Here is an 18,121-nt window from a genome sequence, read left to right on the forward strand (position 1 = left end):
GGTCCCCCATCATGAAAACACTGTTGCCCACGTCAACCGCCGGCAGCTTGCCGAAACCTTCATGGCTTGCAGAGCCTGAGAAACTCTGGTCGCCTTGGAAATTGCAGGATGACGAACTGATCGAGGGCAAGCAGGACGCCTTGCGCTTGTCCTTGGACGACCAGCGGCAGGCAGGTATCGATATCGTCAGCGACGGCGAGCAAACGCGCCAGCATTTCGTCACGACATTCATCGAGCATCTCGATGGTGTCGATTTCGAAAAACGCGAGACCGTCAGAATCCGGGATCGCTATGATGCGAGCGTTCCGACAGTCGTCGGCGCCGTGTCGCGCAAACAGGCGGTTTTTGTCGAAGACGCCAAGTTCCTGCGTCAGCAGACCAAACAGCCGATCAAATGGGCTCTGCCGGGGCCGATGACGATGATCGATACGCTCTTCGACGATCACTATAAAAGTCGCGAAAAGCTGGCCTGGGAATTCGCCGGGATCCTGAACCAGGAGGCTAGAGAACTGGAGGCTGCCGGGGTGGATATCATCCAGTTCGATGAACCCGCATTTAATGTCTTCTTCGATGAGGTGAATGACTGGGGTGTTGCCACTCTGGAAAAGGCAATCGAAGGCCTGAAATGTGAGACTGCCGTTCATATTTGCTACGGCTACGGTATCAAGGCCAATACGGACTGGAAAAAGACTCTTGGGTCGGAGTGGCGGCAGTATGAGGAAACTTTCCCCAAGCTGCAGAAATCCAGCATCGGCATGATCTCCCTGGAATGCCACAACTCTCACGTTCCGATGGATCTTATGGAACTGGTTCGCGGCAAGAAGGTGATGGTCGGAGCGATCGATGTTGCGAGCAATACCATCGAGACGCCGGAGGAAGTGGCCGCTACTCTGCGAAAGGCACTTCAGTTTGTCGATGCCGACAAACTTTGCCCTTGTACCAATTGTGGCATGGCACCCCTGTCTCGCCGGGTAGCACGAGGCAAGCTGAATGCTCTCGCCGCAGGTGCGGAAATCGTTCGAAAAGAACTGTCAGCCTAGCGTTACCGGAGCCGCAGGAGGCCGACATGAACATGGTGAACCACCGCTTCGATACTGTGGACAAAGCCACGTTTCGCAACGGCATGTCGCGTCTCGGCTCTGCGGTCAACGTCGTCACCACCACATACGGCGGGAAGCGTTACGGCTTCGCCGCATCGGCGGTTTGCAGTGTCAGCGACACGCCGCCGACACTTCTCGTCTGCATCAATCGAGCCAGCTCATCTTTTCATGCGTTTGAGCGCGCGCGACACTTCTGCGTCAACACGCTGATGCCGGGCCAGGAGGATATCTCGAACGCTTTCGGCGGAAAGAGACCGGTGAAGGATCGATTTGCGCTTGGCGAATGGAAAGACGGCCTCACGGGTGTCCCGATTCTGGCTGACGCCTCGGTCAGCTTTGAATGCGAGCTGACCAATGCCGTCGACGAAGCAACGCACCGAATTCTTTTCGGGTGTGTGATCGACATTCGCGAGAGCGAAGAGCAGGCAACGCTGCTCTACTGCATGCGTCGCTATCTCAAGGGATAAGCGGATACAGGCCGTCGTGACACCGGCGCTCCTACGCTGCGTTACGAAATAAGCCAATACGGTCGCCGGCAGTAAGAGATTTTAGTAAAGCACAGGGTGATGGCGACGATCGCAAGGTCAATGCCTATTCACCTCTCCCACCACATCCTCCGAAACTCTGTTGTATGTAACGCACAAGATGGAATCCATGTTTTGCAATAGCTCCATTTCGGGGCTCTACAGGTTCAGGGGGCGGGAGCGAGGGGTTTGTGCCATCTCCTCCTGATGCCCTCGACGTCGCAGGGCTGCGACCAGCAGTCGTTCGATCCATTCGACGATCGCGGCATTCAGCGTCCTGAACACGCTAATGAAGCAAACCAGTTTTTTCAGAACTTCAGCCACGTTCACCGGGTCACGGGTGCAGGCTTCGGCCGTCTTTGGCACGGTTCGACAGCTATCAGGCACGGCATTGTGAAGGATGTGATGCCGAACGCATCACCGTTTCGGTGAAATGTTGCAAAGCTCCACTGATTTCAAGCAAAAGCTGCGGCGCGGTGGGGTTATGATCGAGCCGCTATGCGCCACGAGCGGCACGAAATGGTGGGAATTGATAGAGGACATGCGTGTGAGTGAAATCCTCAAGCTCGGAGAAAGAAACCAGATCGACGCCTTCGCGATGCAGATCGACGATGTGGCGAGGGCGGACCTTGAGCAGCTTCATGCGCTGTCGATTTCGGTCGGCTGGCCGCACCGCCCGCAGGACTGGCAGTTCTTGCGCGACGTCGGCAAAGGCGTCGTTGCGATCGATGACATCGGCCGCATCATGAGTTCCGCCATGTGGTTCCGTCAATCGCCCGAACTCGCAACGATCGGCATGGTCATCACCTCGCCGCGCTTGCAGACGCATGGCACGGGCCTCTGGCTGATGGAATATGCGCTACAAGATCTTGACGGCATAGATCTGCGCCTCAACGCAACGCGGGCTGCCCAGAGGCTTTACCTGTCCCTCGACTTCGTGCCGGAAAAGATTGTTTATCAGTGCCAGGGTATCGTCACCGATGCGCCCGTCGAGCAGGATTTTTCCGGTGACTTGCGGGTCTTGGGCGCTGATGATCTCGCCGCAGTGACGGCGCTCGACGCGGCGGCCTTTGGCGTGGTGCGCTCAGGCGTCATCGAAAAGCTCATGGCCCATTCGCGAAGCTACGGCCTTTTCCACGATGGCGTACTGAAGGCCTTTGCCCTCTGTCGCCAGTTCGGGCGCGGCCATGTCGTCGGGCCGATTGTGGCCTCGAACGACGCGGAGGCCATCGCTGTTGTTTCGCCGCATATCCGCGATCATGAGGGCCGGTTCCTTCGTCTCGATACGCACTACGAAACAGGTGACTTTGCGCTCTTCGTGCAGCGCAGCGGTCTTACCGTCTACGATACCGTACTGACTATGTCGCGGGGCAAGCGGCTTGCGGATTTTGCGACGGAGGGAACGCGTGCGCCGGTGACTTACTCACTGGCCAGCCAGACACTTGGCTGATCATGCTGAGGTGACCGGCCGGCCTGCCCATTCGGGCCGCCGTTGTTAAGCCCAGCCTTAATCGGGCACTCAGGCGAGATCGTCTGTCGATCTCTTGCCCTTTCAGTCATCCTGTTCGAAGCGCACGGAATACGTCGTGCAGGACCAAGGAGAAGACGTAGCGATGAAACGAGAGAACCAGTTTTACATCAACGGTGAATGGCAGGCATTCGCCGATGTGAACCTGCTGCCGGTCGTCGATCCGGCGTCTGAACAGGTTACCGGCCATATCCCTGCCGGAAGCGCCCGCCACGTCGACCTGGCCGTGGCCGCCGCGCGCAAGGCCTTCCCGGCCTTTGCCCAATCGAGTATCCCGGAGCGGCTTGCGCTTCTCAAAAGAATGCATGCGCTCGTCATGGAACGCGCCGAGCTGTTCGCTCAGGCGATCGTGAGCGAAATGGGGACGCCGATCAGCTTTGCCCGGTCGTCGCAGGTCTTCTTTGCCGCCGAACATATCCGCGTCCAGATGGAGACGCTCGAGACATATCCGTTCCTGTCGGTGAACGGAGGCCTCGCGACAGCGAAAGAGGCCATCGGCGTCTGTGCCCTCATCACCCCCTGGAACTGGCCTCTCTACCAGATCACCGCCAAGGTGGCGCCCGCGATTGCCGCTGGCTGTACGATTGTCCTGAAGCCCAGCGAGCTTTCGCCTTACAGCGCAGTGCTGTTTGCCGAACTGATGCACGATGCGGGCACACCGCCCGGTGTGTTCAACCTGGTCAACGGCACGGGCGAGGCCGTTGGTGCTGCTCTGTCCAGCCATCCGGATGTCGACATGATCTCCATCACCGGCTCGACGCGTGCAGGCGTGCTGGTCGCCCAGGCGGCCGCACCGACCATCAAGCGCGTGGTTCAGGAATTGGGTGGCAAGTCGCCCAACATCCTGCTGGATGATGCCGATTTCGAAATCGCGGTCCCGAAAGGACTGCAGGCGGGCATGCGCAATGCCGGCCAATCGTGCAGCGCGCCGACGCGGATGCTGGTGCCAGCGCACCGGCTTTCCCAAGTAGAGGAACTGGCGCGCAACACCGTCCATGCCATGGTGGTTGGCGATCCGCGCGACGCCGCGACAACGATGGGGCCGATCGCCAACCGCGCCCAGTTCGAACGCGTTCAGACCATGATCAGGGCCGGCATCGATGGCGGGGCCAAGCTCGTGGCAGGCGGACCTGGTCGTCCTGGCGGGATCGAGAGTGGCTTTTTCGCACAGCCGACGGTCTTTTCCGACGTCACGCCTGACATGCGCATCGCGCGCGAGGAAATCTTCGGCCCTGTCCTGGCGATCATGCCCTATAAGGACGAGGAAGAGGCTATCACAATCGCCAACGACACGGTCTACGGTCTCGGCGCGCATGTGCAGTCAGGCGATATCGACCGGGCGAGACGCGTGGCGGGCCGCATCCGCGCGGGTCAGGTTCATATCAATTATCCGGCCTGGAACGGTGCGGCGGCATTCGGCGGCTACAAGCAGTCGGGCAATGGGCGCGAATACGGCGTCCACGGACTTGAGGAATATCTCGAGACGAAGTCAATCCTCGGCTACTGACCGACTGATGCCAAGTTGCCGCTTCGCCATGGCGGCGGCTTGAGCGACTGACGCAGGAGCTTCAAGAAAGCGGTGGAGCGGGCGCTCCGCCCGTGCCTCGATCCCAGCATGGCGATGATGTCGGCCGAGGGAAGCTGCCAGTCGGGCAGCACTTCCTGCAATCGGCCGGCGACGAGGTCTTCAGCGACGCTCCATTCCGACCGCATCATTACGCCCTGGCCCGCCAGCGCCCAGTCTCGGATGACCGAACCGTCATTGCTCGACATGGCTGGGTTGATACGCACTGTCGCAGTCTCCTGCCGGGGCCCGGTGAAACGCCACAGCGTCACGTCCTCTTCGTTCTCGCGGACGGCAAGGCAGCGATGCCTCGCGAGATCTGCCGGCTCCAAAATCGGCGACGCCGAAGTCAGATAGTGCGGACTGGCGCAGAGAATGCGCCGGTTCGGCGCCAGCGTCGTTACCACTTGGTCGAGATGTCCCCGCGCGCCGATGTGAATGATCACTTCGAAACTCTCCATGAGCAAGGCGGAAGGGTGGTCGGACAGTTCCAGCGTGGCGAGCGCGCTCTTATGCTCCCGCGCGAACGCCTCCACGACGGGTGCGACATGCTGCCTGCCGAACCCGTGTGGGGCTGCGATCCTCAGATGTCCCCGCACCACGCCCCTGCGGTCCGCCAGGGCTTCTGACAGCTCATCGATTGCGTTGCTGACGATAACGCTGTGCGAAGCGACGAGCGAGCCCTCCTCGGTCAAAAAGAGGCTTTTGCCGGTTCGATCAATCAGCCTGACACCCACTTTTTCTTCGAGCGCACGCAGCCGCTGAGTGACGGCTGGCGGCGTCACGTTGAGCTTGCGCGCGCTCTCCGCCAGGGATCGCGAGCCGACAAGGACCGAGAAAAAGGCGAGATCATCGGATGTAAGCATTAAGTTCATCCTGAATTTAATATTCTAATCGCATTAATTTTCATCTTCATGGTCAGGAGGCAAGACGTTTGATCGAAGAATCGCGGAAAAGCCTTGATTTTCGCGGCCGCGCGGGCGACAGCTTCGTGATGAAGCTAGGCTATGTCGGCGCCTGGAGGACGATCGAGACGCTGCGTAACCTTCGTCACGGTCACCTGAAGAACTGCGACGTTCAAGAACAGGCATCTGTCTCAAGTCAGCAGCCAACCTGCACCAGAATAAGAACGGCTTTCGTCCAGACGGCGCAAGTTACCGATGTGTTCTCCCGGACCATTTCCGGTAGGGATGAGCAGTCAATCCATACAATGAGACGTTTGGTCGCCGGCTGCCTGGTGAGACCGACTCAAATGCTTATCCCTCGGCATAGACTTCAGCGAGATCGCTTAAGTCCCAGTTTCCGCCAGACAGCACGGCGCAGACCTTTTCATTTGGCTTCAGATTTATCGAGCCAGCCAGCAGCGCCCCCACCGTGATCGCGGCCGCCGGTTCAGCAATCAGCTTGGCATCTTTTGCCAACGCACGCATGCCATCAACGATATGTCGGTCTTCAACCAAAATAATCTCATCGACGTATTTTTCAATGATGGGAAACGGATTCTGGGCCGGCACGCTGAGCCGCAGCCCGTCAGCAATCGTGTTCAGCAACGGAAGCGAAGTGCGCTCCTTATTGATCCGGCTCTGGTAATATTTCGGCGTCAAAGAGGGCTCTACGCCGATGACGCGCACGGAGGGACTAGTTTCCTTGATGGCTGTTGCGATACCCGAAATCAGTCCGCCACCGCCGACGGGGACGATGACCGTATCAACGTCCGATAGATCATCGAGAATTTCGCAGCCGATCGTTCCCTGGCCTGCCATCACAATCGGATCCTCGAAAGCGTGGATGGGGGCATATCCGTTTTCGGCGGCCATCGCGTAGACGTGTTTCCACCGCGCTGCATTGTCTCCGTCAAAGAGAACGACCTCTGCCCCCAGCGCTTTTGTGTTCTCGATCTTGATCTTCGGTGATGTGACCGGCAGCACCAGAATAGCCTTCACGCCCAGCATACGGGCGGCATAGGCTAACCCCTGTGCGTGATTGCCCGAAGATGTCGCGATAATCCCGTTTGCAATTTCGTCCCTGGACAGCGAGAGAGCCTTGTTGAGCGCGCCGCGAATCTTGAAGGCGCCAGTAACCTGCAAGGTCTCAGGCTTGAGGTAGAGTTCGCAGTCGACAACCTTTTCAATCTTGTCTGCGCGCAACAGGGGCGTATGCCGGATATGGGGTTTCAGGCGCGCTCGCGCGTCCTGGATGTCCTGAAGGGTCGGGAAGCTTGTCATGGTGATCACTCGAAAAAGGAAAAGAATGCGCCAACATTGTTGGCGAGGGCGTTCTGGTAGATGGACCGGGCAGTCGTGTTATCCTGGATCGCCATGCCGGTGGAATCGAAGATCGTGATTTCCTCATCATTTGTCCGACCGGATTTCGCGCCGAGCAGGACCTCTCCTATTTCGCCATGGATGTCGTCCATGGTGATGATGTTGTTTGCGAGCGGATGAAAGGTTTCACCCTTTTGCGAGCACTGCGAAATGGAATCGACGACAATCTTCGCGTTTCGGAATATTTCGGGTTCGAGTTCCTGTTTGCCGCGCTGATCAGTGCCGATCGCAACGATGTGGGTTCCAGGTTTTACCCAATTGGCCTGCACCAGATCGCCTTTGCCGCGCGTCGTCGTGATCAGAATGTCCGCCTTTTCGACAGCGTCTTTCTTGGACGCCGCCAGCGTAACCGGTATGTTAAACTCGCGCTCTATGTCCTGCTTGTAAGCAGCCAGGGCCGCCGACGTGCGGCTCCAGGCGTGAATCTCGTCGATCTGCATGATCCTGCTAATCGCGCGGATCTGCATTCTCGCCTGATTGCCCGTACCGATCGATGCAATGACACGGGAATTTTTTCGGGCAAGGGCCTTCACTGAGACGGCGCCAGAAGCCCCAGTTCGAAAGCCTGTGATCAGACTTCCATCCAGTATGCAGATAAGCGCGCAGCTTGTGGCGTCGAACAGCAGAATGGTTCCCATGCTGTTCGGCACGCCATGCTGCTCGGGGTTGTTGGCGAAGCCGCCGGAATGGGCTTTCATCGAAATCATTTCCGCCTGCTTGTGATAGCCAAGCTTGAAATCGATCTCTCCGCGTCCGTCCGGCAGGTGGATGCCGATATAGTCGGGTTGTGCGACCTGGTTGCTGCTATAGGCCCTGTAGGCGTCTTCCACAGCGCCTATCACCTGCCGCATGTCGATCAGGCGCATTACCTGATCCTTGTTGAGTAGGAGCGTTTGCATCGCTGACATCGGTTTGCTCGCAGTTTCCTGCAGTCGCAAGCGACTGCTCGTGTGATGACCATGCCCGATATTTGTCTTCATTTTTCGCCGCATAGACTGCCGGTGAGCGCAGATTGTTGTGATTGATGTCGCGGCTTGCGCATAAAGTTTGCCGACGGCGATCGAACCGGACGCGTGCCTTTAGCCGGCGGTGGCGATCTCGATTGCAATCAAAGCGCGCCGACATTCACCTTCGATCCGTCAAAGAAGCGCGACAGCCGGAAGGGCGTGGGATCAACGCAGGGTTTATCATTGGCAACCAGGTCGGCCGCGAGTCGTCCAATGCCCGGACCGATGCCAAAACCGCGACCGGACCCGCCGGCCGCCAGATAAAAGCCGCGCACGCGGTCGACTGCAGAGATCACCGGCACTGCGTCCGGTGTGCAGTCCACATAGGAACCCCAGCTATCGGCGATCGTGACGCCGGCAAGCGCCGGAAACTGGTCGTGGACACCCTTCAGCATGGTGGCAATTGTCCGCTTGCTGGGGGCCGGATCAAGAATCCGCATCCGCTCGAAGGGCGATGTTTCCTGCATCGTCCATCGTGCCAGCGCTTCCGGACCGCGGAACATCGACGTACTGACGCCGACCTGTACGGCCTTGAGCCGTTTCAGGAACATCGGCATGAACCAGCGGGCATAGCGCATGCCCTGGGGCGTCAGGTCAAGTGTTGCCCTGCCGCTGACGGCCAAAGTGTAACTACCATCGAGCCGGCGCGTCAGCGAACATTCGGGGGTGTAAAGGGCATCGCCGACATTCACCGTCGGTACTGTGCGCACCGCCGTCTGGCGGACACTTGCCTGCGGAAATATGACGCCGTAGGGCCGGCTGAACATGGATGCCCATGCGCCGCCGGCATTGAGGACGGCCTGAGTCCTGATCGTGCCCTTTTCGGTGATGACCCCGGCGACTGCGCCGTTGACAACATCCAGCCCGCGCGCGGCGCAATTCTGGTGGATGGTTGCCCCGAACTTGCGGGCACCGCTCGCGATTGTCGGAGCGGCAATGGCCGGCTCGCCCTTGCCATCATCAACGGAATGAACCCCGCCGAGCCATCGACGCCCCTGCGCCGGAACGCTTTCATGTGCCTCCTTGGGGCTCAGCATGCGCGTATTGACATCGAACTTACGGGCAGTCGTCTGCCATTGCTCCCATTCCGCCAGCTGTTGCGGATTGTCCGTGGCATAGAACAGGCCGCACCGGCGGAAACCGACATCCTCGCCGATCTTCGCCGCGATCTCGTCCCACAGGTCCATGGCTACGCCCGAGAGTGGCAATTCGCGCTCATCCCGGTTCTGCCGGCGGCACCAGCCCCAGTTGCGGCTCGATTGCTCCGCGCCAACCAGACCTTTTTCCAGCAGCGCTACCGAGAGACCGCGTTCGGCCAGCGAGAATGCAGCGGACGCACCGATGATGCCGCCACCGATGACCACGACATCGGCCTTGGCCGGGAGTTCCGGGTCGCTTGGGATGGATCTGAGCATTGGAGTCATGAATCTTGACCTAGGTGAGTGGTGTTCTTGCGACCGGATGTTCGGTGGATTTACTGGCCAATGACGGCAATCGCGTCGATCTCGACGAGATAGTCATAGTGCAGTTCAGGGACGGGAACGACTGTGCGGGCGGGGCGCGCCTCACCCAGCCGTTCGGCATAGACCGCGTTGAAACGCGGCCAATTGCTGACCCCAACGATGTACGCCGTCACGCGGACGAGATCGGCCGGCTGCCCGTCGGCCGCCTTGAGGATCGCCAGCATGTTGTCGATTGCTTGCGCAGCCTGCGTCTCGAAACTGTCGTCGGGCAGGGGCTCCCCATCGGGGCGGATCGGCAACTGGCCGGATATGTAAAGATGATCACCGCCACGCCTTGCCTGGACATAATGCCCAGCCGGGCGCGGCGCGTCATCCGTGCTGATGTCCAGCAATCTTGTCATTACCAGCCTCCAAAGCGCGGCCAGACGGCTTCCACATCGCGCGAGACCCCGCGCACGACATGATAGGCGCCGTGCTGTGCCGCGGTCGCACAGGCGTGGTTGGGCAGGATGCGGACGCGGTCTCCGACGGCCAAGTCTGGAAGGCGGCCGTTGGAACCCGGCCGGACAGCAATGATCCCGTGCTCTTGGTTCGCATCTGCAACGATCACGTCGTTGAAAACTTCGCCGTTGACGTCGCAGACCAGACCAAAGCCCATGTCGACGGGCTGTTTGCTGGTGCCGCGGTCCCGCGACAGCGACATCCAGCCGCCATCTGTGATGATCCAGCCCTTATCGCGCTGGTGGCCGATGACGGTGGCGAGAACGCTGAGCGCAATGTCATCCACCCGGCAGATGCCGATCCCGGCCATGACCAGATCGAAGAACACGAAGACTCCAGCGCGGACTTCGGTCACGCCGGTCAAATCCTTTGCGTGATGAGCCGTCGGCGTTGAGCCGACACTAACGATGGGGCAGGGCAGGCCGGCGGCGCGCAGGACCTGCGCGGACTCGACGACAGCCCGGCGTTCTGCCTCGGCGAAGCGTTCCTGAGCCTCCGGGCCGCCGCCGCGATAGCTATCACCGGCATGGGTCAGTACGCCGCGCAACTCGGCGCCGGCGGCAAGTACTTCGCCGATCTGAAGCAGCCGGGCATGGTCATGGGGCGGAACGCCGGACCGATGGCCGTCGCAATCGATTTCGATGAGGGCTGGAATGCGTAAACCCGCCGCCTTGGATGCTGCGGCAATAGCCTCGGCCTGCTCGACATTGTCGGCCACGACCATGAGGTCGATGCCGCGGTCCCGCATCTGGGCGACACGAGCGAGCTTGTCGGGTGCAATCCCAACCGCATAGATCACGTCGCGCACGCCTGCTGCGGCGAACTGTTCGGCCTCCTTCAAGGTCGATACGGTCGCAGGCCCTTCCGGCGAGGTCATGACCTTGCGGGCGGCCTCGATCGACTTGGCAGTTTTCAGATGCGGGCGTAGAGAAACGCCCAGTGCATCGAGACGCGTCCGCAGCCGCGTGATATTTCTCTCCATCCGATCCGCATCCACGATAAGGCAGGGCGTTTCCAGGGTGTCGAGCGTGCTGGCGAAATTGGGTTCTGTACGCATTTGGAGCGTCCTTACATCCATCAGTCCGGTTTCCGGTTTGATCCCAATTTGCCGCCAATTCATAAAGGCTGCAATTAATGACTAGTGAATGTTGGATTTAGCTTTCTGTTAATCTCTTCACCTCCAGGCCTTGCCTTGAGCAGGCTTTTCTCGTGGCAGTCAGAGTTTCGGCCCAGGAATATTGTCTCTGGCATGGTCGTTACGACCGAGCCTGTGTTGCCGGATGACGCGGTGATTGCGGTTCGTGGTTTGACCGTTAACCTACCGCGCGGCATGGAGCGTCCACACGCTGTTGAGAACGTACCCTTCGATCTCAAGCGCGAATATTGGCTGAAGCAACAAGGGAACGATTTGTTTTAGGCATTGTCATGTACGACCATGACAAGGTGATCCCGTTCGGAGAGCGGCTATCCGCTGTCCCAATCGCGGCGTTGTGGCGTTAACAGTAAGTGTAGCAACGTCGTTAAAGAAAAAGCGGGCCGGCCGACTGGCCGCCCCGATGGAAATAGTCTTGTTTCATTCCGCTTACGCGGGACGTTCCTCGCCTGCATTCGGCCGCCAGGTAATCAACCTCTTCTCCGCAAAATCCAGAATGAGGTCAATAACAAGAACGAAGACCGCCAGGATGATGATGCCCGCGAAGACGCCGACCGCATCGAAGTTGCCTTCCGAGCGGGCGATTAGATAACCGAGGCCAGCGGAAGCTCCCAGATATTCGCCGATGATTGCGCCGACCACGGCAAATCCGACGGAGGTGCGCAGCGACGACAGAATCCAACTCGCCGCAGCGGGGAAATAGACGTGACGCAGCAGATCCGAACGCTTGGCGCCAAGAATGCGAGTATTGGAAAGCACGACCGGATTCACTTCGCGCACGCCCTGCATGGCGTTGAAGAAAGTGACGAAGAAAACGAGCGTAACCGCAAGCGCAACCTTCGACCACAGGCCGAGGCCGAGCCACAGCACGAAGATCGGAGCCAGAACCACACGCGGAATGGCGTTCACCGCCTTGATGAACGGATCAAGCACCCGGGCGACGAAGGGGCTGAGGCCCAGCCAGACGCCGGCGCCGACGCCGAGACCTGTACCGATGAGATAGCCAAGCACCGTTTCGCTCAGCGTGATGCCGACATGCTTGTAAAAACCGGCATCGGCAACCCAGTCAATCACCTGTTTGACGATGTCATAGGGCGCCGGAAAGAAGAACCGGTCGATGGCGCCCGAGGTGACACCGAGCTGCCAGCCTCCCAAAAGCACGACCAGAAGAACGACCTGGATGATACGAACATTAACGGCTTGCATAGCTTTTCTCCACTTCGCCACGCAGGGACGCCCATATATCGCGATAGAGCGTCATGAATTTTGGATCGAGTTTGATTTCCGCAACGTTGCGGGGACGTTCAAGATCGACAGGGAAGCTCTCGATGACGCGGCTCTTCGGGCCAGCAGCGAGAACAACAACCCGGTCTCCGAGCGCAATCGCCTCTTCCAGATCATGGGTGATCATGACCACCGCACGGCGGTCCTCCTGCCACAGGCGCAGCAATTCGTTCTGCATAAGGTGGCGGGTATGGATATCCAATGCGGAGAAGGGTTCGTCCATGAGGATGACCTTCGGCTCGGTGATGAGTGCCTGCGCCATCTGCACGCGTTTGCGCTGCCCACCGGAGAGCTGGTGCGGAAAGCGGTCTCCGAATCCCTTCAGGCCGACCTTTTCAAGCCAGGACTGAACCTTGGCGCGCCGCTCATTTTCGGGAACGCCGCGGAACATCAAGCCAAGCTCGACATTCTGAAACGCTGTCTTCCAGGGAAGAAGCGCGTCCTGCTGGAACAGATATCCGATGTTGTTCTGTACGCCCTTGACGAGCGAGCCGTCGATGGAAACCTTGCCCTGCGCTGGCTTCAACAGGCCCGCAATGGCGTTGAGAATGGTGGACTTTCCGCATCCCGTAGGCCCAACGATGGAGAGAAACTCGCCATCGCCGACCTTGAGATTTACGTTTTGTACGGCAACAAACGAACCGAACGCCATGGTCACATCATCGATTGCTACCATCGGCGGGGGCTTCAGTTCCGTCACGGGTTCTAGCTTTCTGGCTGGCGAAGACATGGCGGCCTCTCAGTTTGCGGCCTTCGAGGCAGCAGCCTCGACGAACTTGTTGGTGTAGGTGGTGTTGAGATCGATCGTCGCCTTGGCAACCGCATCATTGAAGCTTTTCAGAACGGAAAGCGGCGTTTCGAGATCGGCAGGCTCGAACTTGCCGTCTTCGGAGAAGATCGCCTTGGCTGCTTCGACAGCCTTGATGTAGGTCTGCTTGTCGCCGGACACGAAATCATCGGGAAGCTTCGCGACGATTTCTTCCGCAGAATGCTGCTTCATCCAGTGCAGCGCCCGAACCGTTGCATTGGTGACTTTCTGAACCACTTCTGGATTGGCATCGATATAGTCCTGCGTCGCGTAAAGGACCGATGTCGGATAGATGCCGCCATAGACATCCCTGGCGCCCTGATCGCTACGGGCATCGATGAGGATCTTGCCCAGTCCGCGTTCCACGACGATGGTCGCGGCAGGATCGTAATTGACGAGCAGGTCGATCTTGCCCTGCTGCAGAGCGGCTACGGCTGCAGCACCCGAACCGACGCCGATGATGGAGATGTCGTTGTCGCTGAGATCATGCTGCTTCATGTAATAGCGAATGAAGAAGTCCGAGGAGGAGCCGGGCGACGTAATGCCGATTTTCTTGCCCTTGATCGTCTCGGGCTTGGCCGGATCGAAGTCCGTGTCGTTCTTGCCGGCGAGAACCAGGCCCGAGTTACGGGCAAGCTGCACGAAGCCGACCACATGCTTGTTCTGCGACTGCATCTGGATCGTATGATCGTAGAAGCCCACGGCAACGTCCGTGGAACCCGCGACAAGCGCCTGCAGGACCTTCGACCCGCCTTGGGCAAAGTTCTCGGTCGTTACATCAAGGCCCTCCTCCTTGTAGAAGCCAAGGCTCGCAGCCACGGGGAAAGGCAGGTTGTTGAGGTTGTAAGAGCCAACGCTCATCCTGACGGCTTCGGCATTGGCTGATGCTGCCAGCGCACAGAGCGCGGCGGTTGCAAGCAGATATTTACGCATAAGGGTCTCCTCCCGGTTCAACTATATTTTGCGCCACTATGGCCGCGTCTAGGCTGCGTCTTCAATCGCAGCGGTTGGTTTGGCAAAGGCGAAGCCTTCGAAAAGCCTGCGCGCCGTTCTTACAAGTCCGGCCGTTATTGCTCCGTTTCGCATCTCCAGCTGCACGTCGAGGCAGCCGGCGGGATGTTCGATGCGGATCTGGGTTGGCACCGAAAGGCCTCCAACCATATCATAAGCGACAGAGCCTTTGGTGACAGCCGCGGTTGCGATGCCAACAGCACCGGTCGTCGCCAGTGCAGGATGACACTCGTTGGGCATGAAATACCGTACCGAGAGAGTGCCGCCTCTGCGGGCGGGCGCAACGAGCACCGGTTTCGGAATGACCATGTCTTTGACATCACCCATTCCCATCAACTTTCCAGCCTCGATGCGGATGCGGGTCATCCGTGCGATGAGGTCCTTGTGAGCGCTCAGGGTTTGCGGATCCTCGTACCCCGTCACGCCGAGATCGGGTGCGCGGATGAGAACCATCGGAATGGCACAGTCTATGGCCGTAACGTTGACGCCATCGATCAGATCAACCGGCTTTCCAGTTGGTAGCAGCTGGCCGGTCTTCGCACCTGCTGCATCCATGAATGTCAATGCGATGGGTGCCGCCAGACCCGGAACGCCGTCGATCGAGGCGTCGCCGAGATAAATAACCTCACGACCGCGTGTCGGAACTTTCGCCTCGATCAGCTTGCCGGTATTCACGTTATGGATTCTCACAAGAGTATCCTTGCCCCGTGCTTCGACAAGTCCCGCTTCGATAGCAAAAGGGCCGACAGCGGCCAGCATGTTTCCGCAATTTGGCGAATAATCGACATACTGCCTGTCGGTCCGAACCTGCGCGAACAGGTAATCAATGTCCGCGCCCCGGACTGTGGAAGGGCCGATAATCGCAACTTTGGACGTAACCGGATTGCCTCCGCCAATGCCGTCGATCTGCAGTGGATGGCCCGACCCCATGATGGAGAGAAGGGCCGCGTCCCGGTCTACTCGATCACGGGGAAGATCGGATGCGAGAAAGAACGGTCCACGCGACGTTCCACCGCGCATCAGCACACAGGGTATCTTCAGCAGGTCGTTCATGGGTTGCCTCAATATTGCATTTGGCGGATCAATGCGTCGTGTTGTTGCAATATGAGCAAAAGAGTCTAATCTGTTAAATGCAATGTTTTGGAGTTTTATTGCGATATGAGCATCAATTGCGAAATTCTGGATTTGCGGGCGTTTCAAGCGGTGGTTGAATTGGCCAGTTTCCACAGGGCCGCCGAGGCGCTTCACATCTCGCAACCGGCGCTCACCCGCCGTATCCAGAAACTGGAGCAGGCGATCGGGGCGCCCCTTCTGGAAAGAACGACACGCCACGTTGCCCCCACTGCCATGGGACAGGAAGTCATGCCGCTCGTTCGGCGTATGCTCGAGGAATTTGACGGATCGCTTTTTGCCATGAAGGACGGCGCGCAACGGCGTGGGCTTATCACCATGGCCTGTGTTCCGACCGCCGCCTTTTACTTTCTTCCCACCGTCATCAAGACCTTCAGCCAGCAATATCCCCACATAAGGCTGAGGATCAGGGATTTGACAGCCAATGAAGGTCTTCAGGCGGTCGCCAGAGGCGAGGTGGAATTCGGCATCAACCTGATGGGCAATTCCGATCCCGAGCTTTCATTCGAGCCCCTCATCGATGACCCCTTCGTGCTGGCGATGAGGAAAGACCACCCTCTGGCAGCTTACGAGACAATCGAGTGGGACCAGCTGGAGGCCTTTCCGCTGGTTGTCGTGGACCGTTCAAGTGGCAACAGGACGCTTCTCGACAGCGCGCTTGCGCGATGCAATCTAAAATTGAACTGGTTTTACGAGGTGACGCACCTGAACACATCGCTCGGTCTTGTGGAAGCTGGACTTGGGATTTCCGTCCTGCCGCGGTTGGCAACGCCGCAGGGCGATCACCCATTCCTTATCACCCGGCCGATCGTCAACCCGGTGGTTTCCCGCACGATAGGCATCGTGCGGAGAAGGAGTAACGCGCTGTCTCCGGCGGCGGAAAAATTCGTGGAAATGCTGTTGAGAACTTGGAAAACACATTAATTCTACAACCTCGTGCGGTCTAAACCTCAGGCCCTGATACGCGGGATTGTTCGTGAGCATCTGGCCACTTTGGAGTAGTGTCGAGCTATTGCTGTTGGTTCTAAGCACGAGATCGCCCGCGGTCGTTCCGCGACCAGGGTTCGCCAATCTAGCGCCGTGATTATCTGATCATTTGCCTCGCAGCGAGGATACCCCCTCTTGAAGTGGAGGATGCCGGCGCGGAAACTGCCATGACAATACCGTGCACCAGAGCTTCTTCGATCTGTTGAAGCGGGAGCGGGTATGGCGAAAGGTTTATCGCTCAAGAGACGAAGTCGGGCAGGACGTGTTCGACTACATCGAGATGTTTTACAACCCGAAGCGCAAACATGTCTAAAACGGGATGCTGTCACCCGTCGAGTTCGAAGAACGGCAGAAAACGTAACCCGAGGGTGTCTACGAAACGCGGGGCTATTCAGTTTCTCTCCGGAGCCAAGCGTCATCGCTCGCTGATTTCAGCCTGCTTTTGCGGGCTTGTTTGTCTGGCGCTCGTCTGGAACATCAGTATGGCGCTTCAGGAGCAGCGACGAAACGCGGCTGAAATGGCATGCGGTTTCACGTAGTCGGTTGCGACCGCGCTTCGCCCAGCTCTTTTCCAACGTCCAGCGTGTTCAACGAAACCGAAGGTTCCGGCGTGTCAGCTGATCGACGGAGGTGCAGCCCATCAGTTTCATGCCGCGCTCGATTTCGATACGCATCAACTCGAGCGCTCTTTCCACGCCCGGTTGCCCGGCAGCAGCCAAGGGGAAAAGGTAATAGCGGCCGAGCCCCACGGCTTTTGCACCGAGAGACAGTGCTTTCAAAACATGGGTGCCGCGCTGCACGCCGCCATCCATCATCACGTCGATCCGGTCGCCGACCGCATCGACGATCTCGGCCAGCTGATCGAAGGCGCTGCGGGAGCCATCGAGCTGGCGGCCGCCGTGATTGGAAAGCACGATGCCGCTGCAGCCGATGTCGACGGCGCGTCTGGCGTCATCCACCGACATGATGCCCTTCAGGCAGAACGGCCCGCCCCATTCGCGCACCATCTGCGCCACGTCGTCCCAGTTCATCGAAGGGTCGAGCATGTCGGTGAAATAGCGGCTGATGGAAAGAGCGCCGCCGTCCATTTTAATGTGGTCGTCGAGCTGCGGCAGGCTGAAGCGCTCATGCGTCAGGTAATTGATGCCCCAGGCCGGCTTGATGGCAAATTGTGCGATGCCGGAAAGATTGAGCTTGAACGGAATGGCAAAGCCGGTGCGCTTGTCGCGCTCGCGGTTGCCGCCGGTAATACTGTCCACCGTCAGCATCATCGCCTCGACACCGGCGCTCTTGGCGCGCGCCATCATATCGCGGTTGAGGCCTCGGTCCTTGTGGAAATAGAACTGATAGACCTGCGGGCCGCCGCTGATCCGGCGCGCTTCTTCCAGGCTCGTGGTGCCGAGCGAAGAAACGCCGAACATCGTGCCGTATTTTCCCGCCGCGGCCGCAACCGCCCGTTCCCCTTGATGGTGGAAGAGGCGTTGCAGCGCCGTCGGCGAACAATAGACCGGCATGGACAGCTTCTGCCCCATGACGGTGACCGACATATCCACATCGGCCACGCCCCGCAGCACATCGGGAACGAGATCGCATTTCTCGAAGGCGGCCGTGTTTCGCCGATACGTCACCTCGTCATCGGCGGCGCCGTCTATATAATTGAAGATCGGTCCGGGCAGACGCTGCTTGGCCATGCGGCGAAAATCGTGGAAATTATAGCAGTCTTTGAGTTGCATCTT

Annotated in this window: 17 protein-coding genes and 1 pseudogene; 7 read left to right on the forward strand and 11 right to left on the reverse strand. The window is 58.9% G+C overall.

From position 1 onward, the window contains the following. Positions 1-11: 11 nt before the first annotated feature. From BS627_RS18665 to BS627_RS18685, 4 genes are all read left to right on the forward strand, one after another. Entirely contained in the window at positions 12-1,040 is a 1,029-nt protein-coding gene (locus BS627_RS18665) for a methionine synthase (RefSeq protein WP_077984688.1), read from the forward strand. Positions 1,041-1,066: 26 nt separating this feature from the next. After that, complete coding sequence (locus BS627_RS18670; protein ID WP_077984689.1) at positions 1,067-1,567, forward strand: flavin reductase; 501 nt, start codon at positions 1,067-1,069, stop codon at positions 1,565-1,567. Between the two features lie 598 nt (positions 1,568-2,165). Beyond that, the gene (locus BS627_RS18680; RefSeq protein ID WP_165691322.1) at positions 2,166-3,074 is read left to right on the forward strand and encodes a GNAT family N-acetyltransferase; all 909 of its coding nucleotides are present in this window, start codon (positions 2,166-2,168) and stop codon (positions 3,072-3,074) included. A gap of 163 nt (positions 3,075-3,237) precedes the next feature. Beyond that, positions 3,238-4,659 (forward strand): aldehyde dehydrogenase family protein, encoded by a 1,422-nt coding sequence (locus BS627_RS18685; RefSeq protein WP_077984839.1) that lies wholly within the window; start codon positions 3,238-3,240, stop codon positions 4,657-4,659. Here the strand turns inward: BS627_RS18685 and BS627_RS18690 are convergent. The 6 genes from BS627_RS18690 to BS627_RS18715 all read right to left on the reverse strand — a co-directional run bounded on the left by BS627_RS18690 (position 4,653) and on the right by BS627_RS18715 (position 11,068). Then, on the reverse strand, positions 4,653-5,582 hold the full coding sequence (locus BS627_RS18690; protein ID WP_077984692.1) for a LysR family transcriptional regulator: 930 nt from the start codon (positions 5,580-5,582) through the stop codon (positions 4,653-4,655). The two genes, BS627_RS18685 and BS627_RS18690, sit on opposite strands and share 7 nt — an antisense overlap. Before the next feature lie 390 nt (positions 5,583-5,972). Then, positions 5,973-6,941, reverse strand: coding sequence for a threonine/serine dehydratase family protein (locus BS627_RS18695; RefSeq protein ID WP_077984840.1), 969 nt, complete (start codon positions 6,939-6,941; stop codon positions 5,973-5,975). 5 nt (positions 6,942-6,946) lie between these two features. Then, positions 6,947-7,939 (reverse strand): ornithine cyclodeaminase family protein, encoded by a 993-nt coding sequence (locus BS627_RS18700; protein ID WP_077984841.1) that lies wholly within the window; start codon positions 7,937-7,939, stop codon positions 6,947-6,949. A 209-nt stretch (positions 7,940-8,148) separates the two neighbouring features. Further along, on the reverse strand, positions 8,149-9,471 hold the full coding sequence (locus BS627_RS18705) for an NAD(P)/FAD-dependent oxidoreductase (protein WP_077984693.1): 1,323 nt from the start codon (positions 9,469-9,471) through the stop codon (positions 8,149-8,151). Positions 9,472-9,521: 50 nt separating this feature from the next. After that, positions 9,522-9,911 carry a RidA family protein gene (locus tag BS627_RS18710; RefSeq protein WP_077984694.1) on the reverse strand — a complete coding sequence of 130 codons (390 nt, stop codon included), beginning with the start codon at positions 9,909-9,911 and terminating at the stop codon, positions 9,522-9,524. Next, positions 9,911-11,068: a DSD1 family PLP-dependent enzyme gene (locus BS627_RS18715; RefSeq protein WP_245307181.1), complete on the reverse strand. Its 1,158-nt coding sequence runs from the start codon at positions 11,066-11,068 to the stop codon at positions 9,911-9,913. The genes BS627_RS18710 and BS627_RS18715 overlap by 1 nt, the downstream gene beginning before the upstream one ends. Before the next feature lie 192 nt (positions 11,069-11,260). Between BS627_RS18715 and BS627_RS24640 the strand changes: the two genes are divergently transcribed. Continuing rightward, positions 11,261-11,428 carry a hypothetical protein gene (locus tag BS627_RS24640; protein ID WP_165691314.1) on the forward strand — a complete coding sequence of 56 codons (168 nt, stop codon included), beginning with the start codon at positions 11,261-11,263 and terminating at the stop codon, positions 11,426-11,428. Positions 11,429-11,593: 165 nt separating this feature from the next. On the opposite strand, the gene BS627_RS18720 is transcribed toward BS627_RS24640, so the two are convergent. From BS627_RS18720 to BS627_RS18735, 4 genes are read right to left on the reverse strand one after another with little or no spacing between them, the layout of a single operon-like run. After that, a complete protein-coding gene (locus tag BS627_RS18720; RefSeq protein ID WP_077984695.1) occupies positions 11,594-12,370 on the reverse strand; it encodes an ABC transporter permease in 777 nt (258 codons plus the stop codon). Next, a complete protein-coding gene (locus tag BS627_RS18725; protein ID WP_077984696.1) occupies positions 12,357-13,178 on the reverse strand; it encodes an ABC transporter ATP-binding protein in 822 nt (273 codons plus the stop codon). Before BS627_RS18725 ends, BS627_RS18720 begins: the two co-directional genes overlap by 14 nt. Positions 13,179-13,187: 9 nt before the next feature. After that, the gene (locus BS627_RS18730; RefSeq protein WP_165691315.1) at positions 13,188-14,189 is read right to left on the reverse strand and encodes an ABC transporter substrate-binding protein; all 1,002 of its coding nucleotides are present in this window, start codon (positions 14,187-14,189) and stop codon (positions 13,188-13,190) included. 48 nt (positions 14,190-14,237) lie between these two features. Next, complete coding sequence (locus BS627_RS18735; RefSeq protein ID WP_077984697.1) at positions 14,238-15,320, reverse strand: 4-oxalomesaconate tautomerase; 1,083 nt, start codon at positions 15,318-15,320, stop codon at positions 14,238-14,240. Positions 15,321-15,425: 105 nt separating this feature from the next. Between BS627_RS18735 and BS627_RS18740 the strand changes: the two genes are divergently transcribed. Next, positions 15,426-16,322, forward strand: coding sequence for a LysR family transcriptional regulator (locus BS627_RS18740; protein ID WP_077984698.1), 897 nt, complete (start codon positions 15,426-15,428; stop codon positions 16,320-16,322). Between the two features lie 214 nt (positions 16,323-16,536). Beyond that, positions 16,537-16,746: pseudogene (locus BS627_RS18745) on the forward strand (IS3 family transposase); the annotation flags it as partial. A gap of 226 nt (positions 16,747-16,972) precedes the next feature. On the opposite strand, the gene BS627_RS18755 reads toward BS627_RS18745, so the two are convergent. Further along, positions 16,973-18,118, reverse strand: a complete 1,146-nt coding sequence (locus BS627_RS18755) for an alpha-hydroxy acid oxidase (protein ID WP_077984699.1) — start codon at positions 18,116-18,118, stop codon at positions 16,973-16,975. Positions 18,119-18,121: the final 3 nt, after the last annotated feature.

This window comes from Agrobacterium salinitolerans (genome assembly GCF_002008225.1).
GTDB lineage: Bacteria > Pseudomonadota > Alphaproteobacteria > Rhizobiales > Rhizobiaceae > Agrobacterium > Agrobacterium salinitolerans.

Coding starts and splice junctions, on each gene's coding strand:
- BS627_RS18665 (WP_077984688.1), top strand. CDS start 12: ATGAAAACACTGTTGCCCACGTCAACCGCCGGCAGCTTGCCGAAACCT.
- BS627_RS18670 (WP_077984689.1), top strand. CDS start 1,067: ATGAACATGGTGAACCACCGCTTCGATACTGTGGACAAAGCCACGTTT.
- BS627_RS18680 (WP_165691322.1), top strand. CDS start 2,166: ATGCGTGTGAGTGAAATCCTCAAGCTCGGAGAAAGAAACCAGATCGAC.
- BS627_RS18685 (WP_077984839.1), top strand. CDS start 3,238: ATGAAACGAGAGAACCAGTTTTACATCAACGGTGAATGGCAGGCATTC.
- BS627_RS18690 (WP_077984692.1), bottom strand. CDS start 5,582: ATGCTTACATCCGATGATCTCGCCTTTTTCTCGGTCCTTGTCGGCTCG.
- BS627_RS18695 (WP_077984840.1), bottom strand. CDS start 6,941: ATGACAAGCTTCCCGACCCTTCAGGACATCCAGGACGCGCGAGCGCGC.
- BS627_RS18700 (WP_077984841.1), bottom strand. CDS start 7,939: ATGCAAACGCTCCTACTCAACAAGGATCAGGTAATGCGCCTGATCGAC.
- BS627_RS18705 (WP_077984693.1), bottom strand. CDS start 9,471: ATGACTCCAATGCTCAGATCCATCCCAAGCGACCCGGAACTCCCGGCC.
- BS627_RS18710 (WP_077984694.1), bottom strand. CDS start 9,911: ATGACAAGATTGCTGGACATCAGCACGGATGACGCGCCGCGCCCGGCT.
- BS627_RS18715 (WP_245307181.1), bottom strand. CDS start 11,068: ATGCGTACAGAACCCAATTTCGCCAGCACGCTCGACACCCTGGAAACG.
- BS627_RS24640 (WP_165691314.1), top strand. CDS start 11,261: ATGGTCGTTACGACCGAGCCTGTGTTGCCGGATGACGCGGTGATTGCG.
- BS627_RS18720 (WP_077984695.1), bottom strand. CDS start 12,370: ATGCAAGCCGTTAATGTTCGTATCATCCAGGTCGTTCTTCTGGTCGTG.
- BS627_RS18725 (WP_077984696.1), bottom strand. CDS start 13,178: ATGTCTTCGCCAGCCAGAAAGCTAGAACCCGTGACGGAACTGAAGCCC.
- BS627_RS18730 (WP_165691315.1), bottom strand. CDS start 14,189: ATGCGTAAATATCTGCTTGCAACCGCCGCGCTCTGTGCGCTGGCAGCA.
- BS627_RS18735 (WP_077984697.1), bottom strand. CDS start 15,320: ATGAACGACCTGCTGAAGATACCCTGTGTGCTGATGCGCGGTGGAACG.
- BS627_RS18740 (WP_077984698.1), top strand. CDS start 15,426: ATGAGCATCAATTGCGAAATTCTGGATTTGCGGGCGTTTCAAGCGGTG.
- BS627_RS18755 (WP_077984699.1), bottom strand. CDS start 18,118: ATGCAACTCAAAGACTGCTATAATTTCCACGATTTTCGCCGCATGGCC.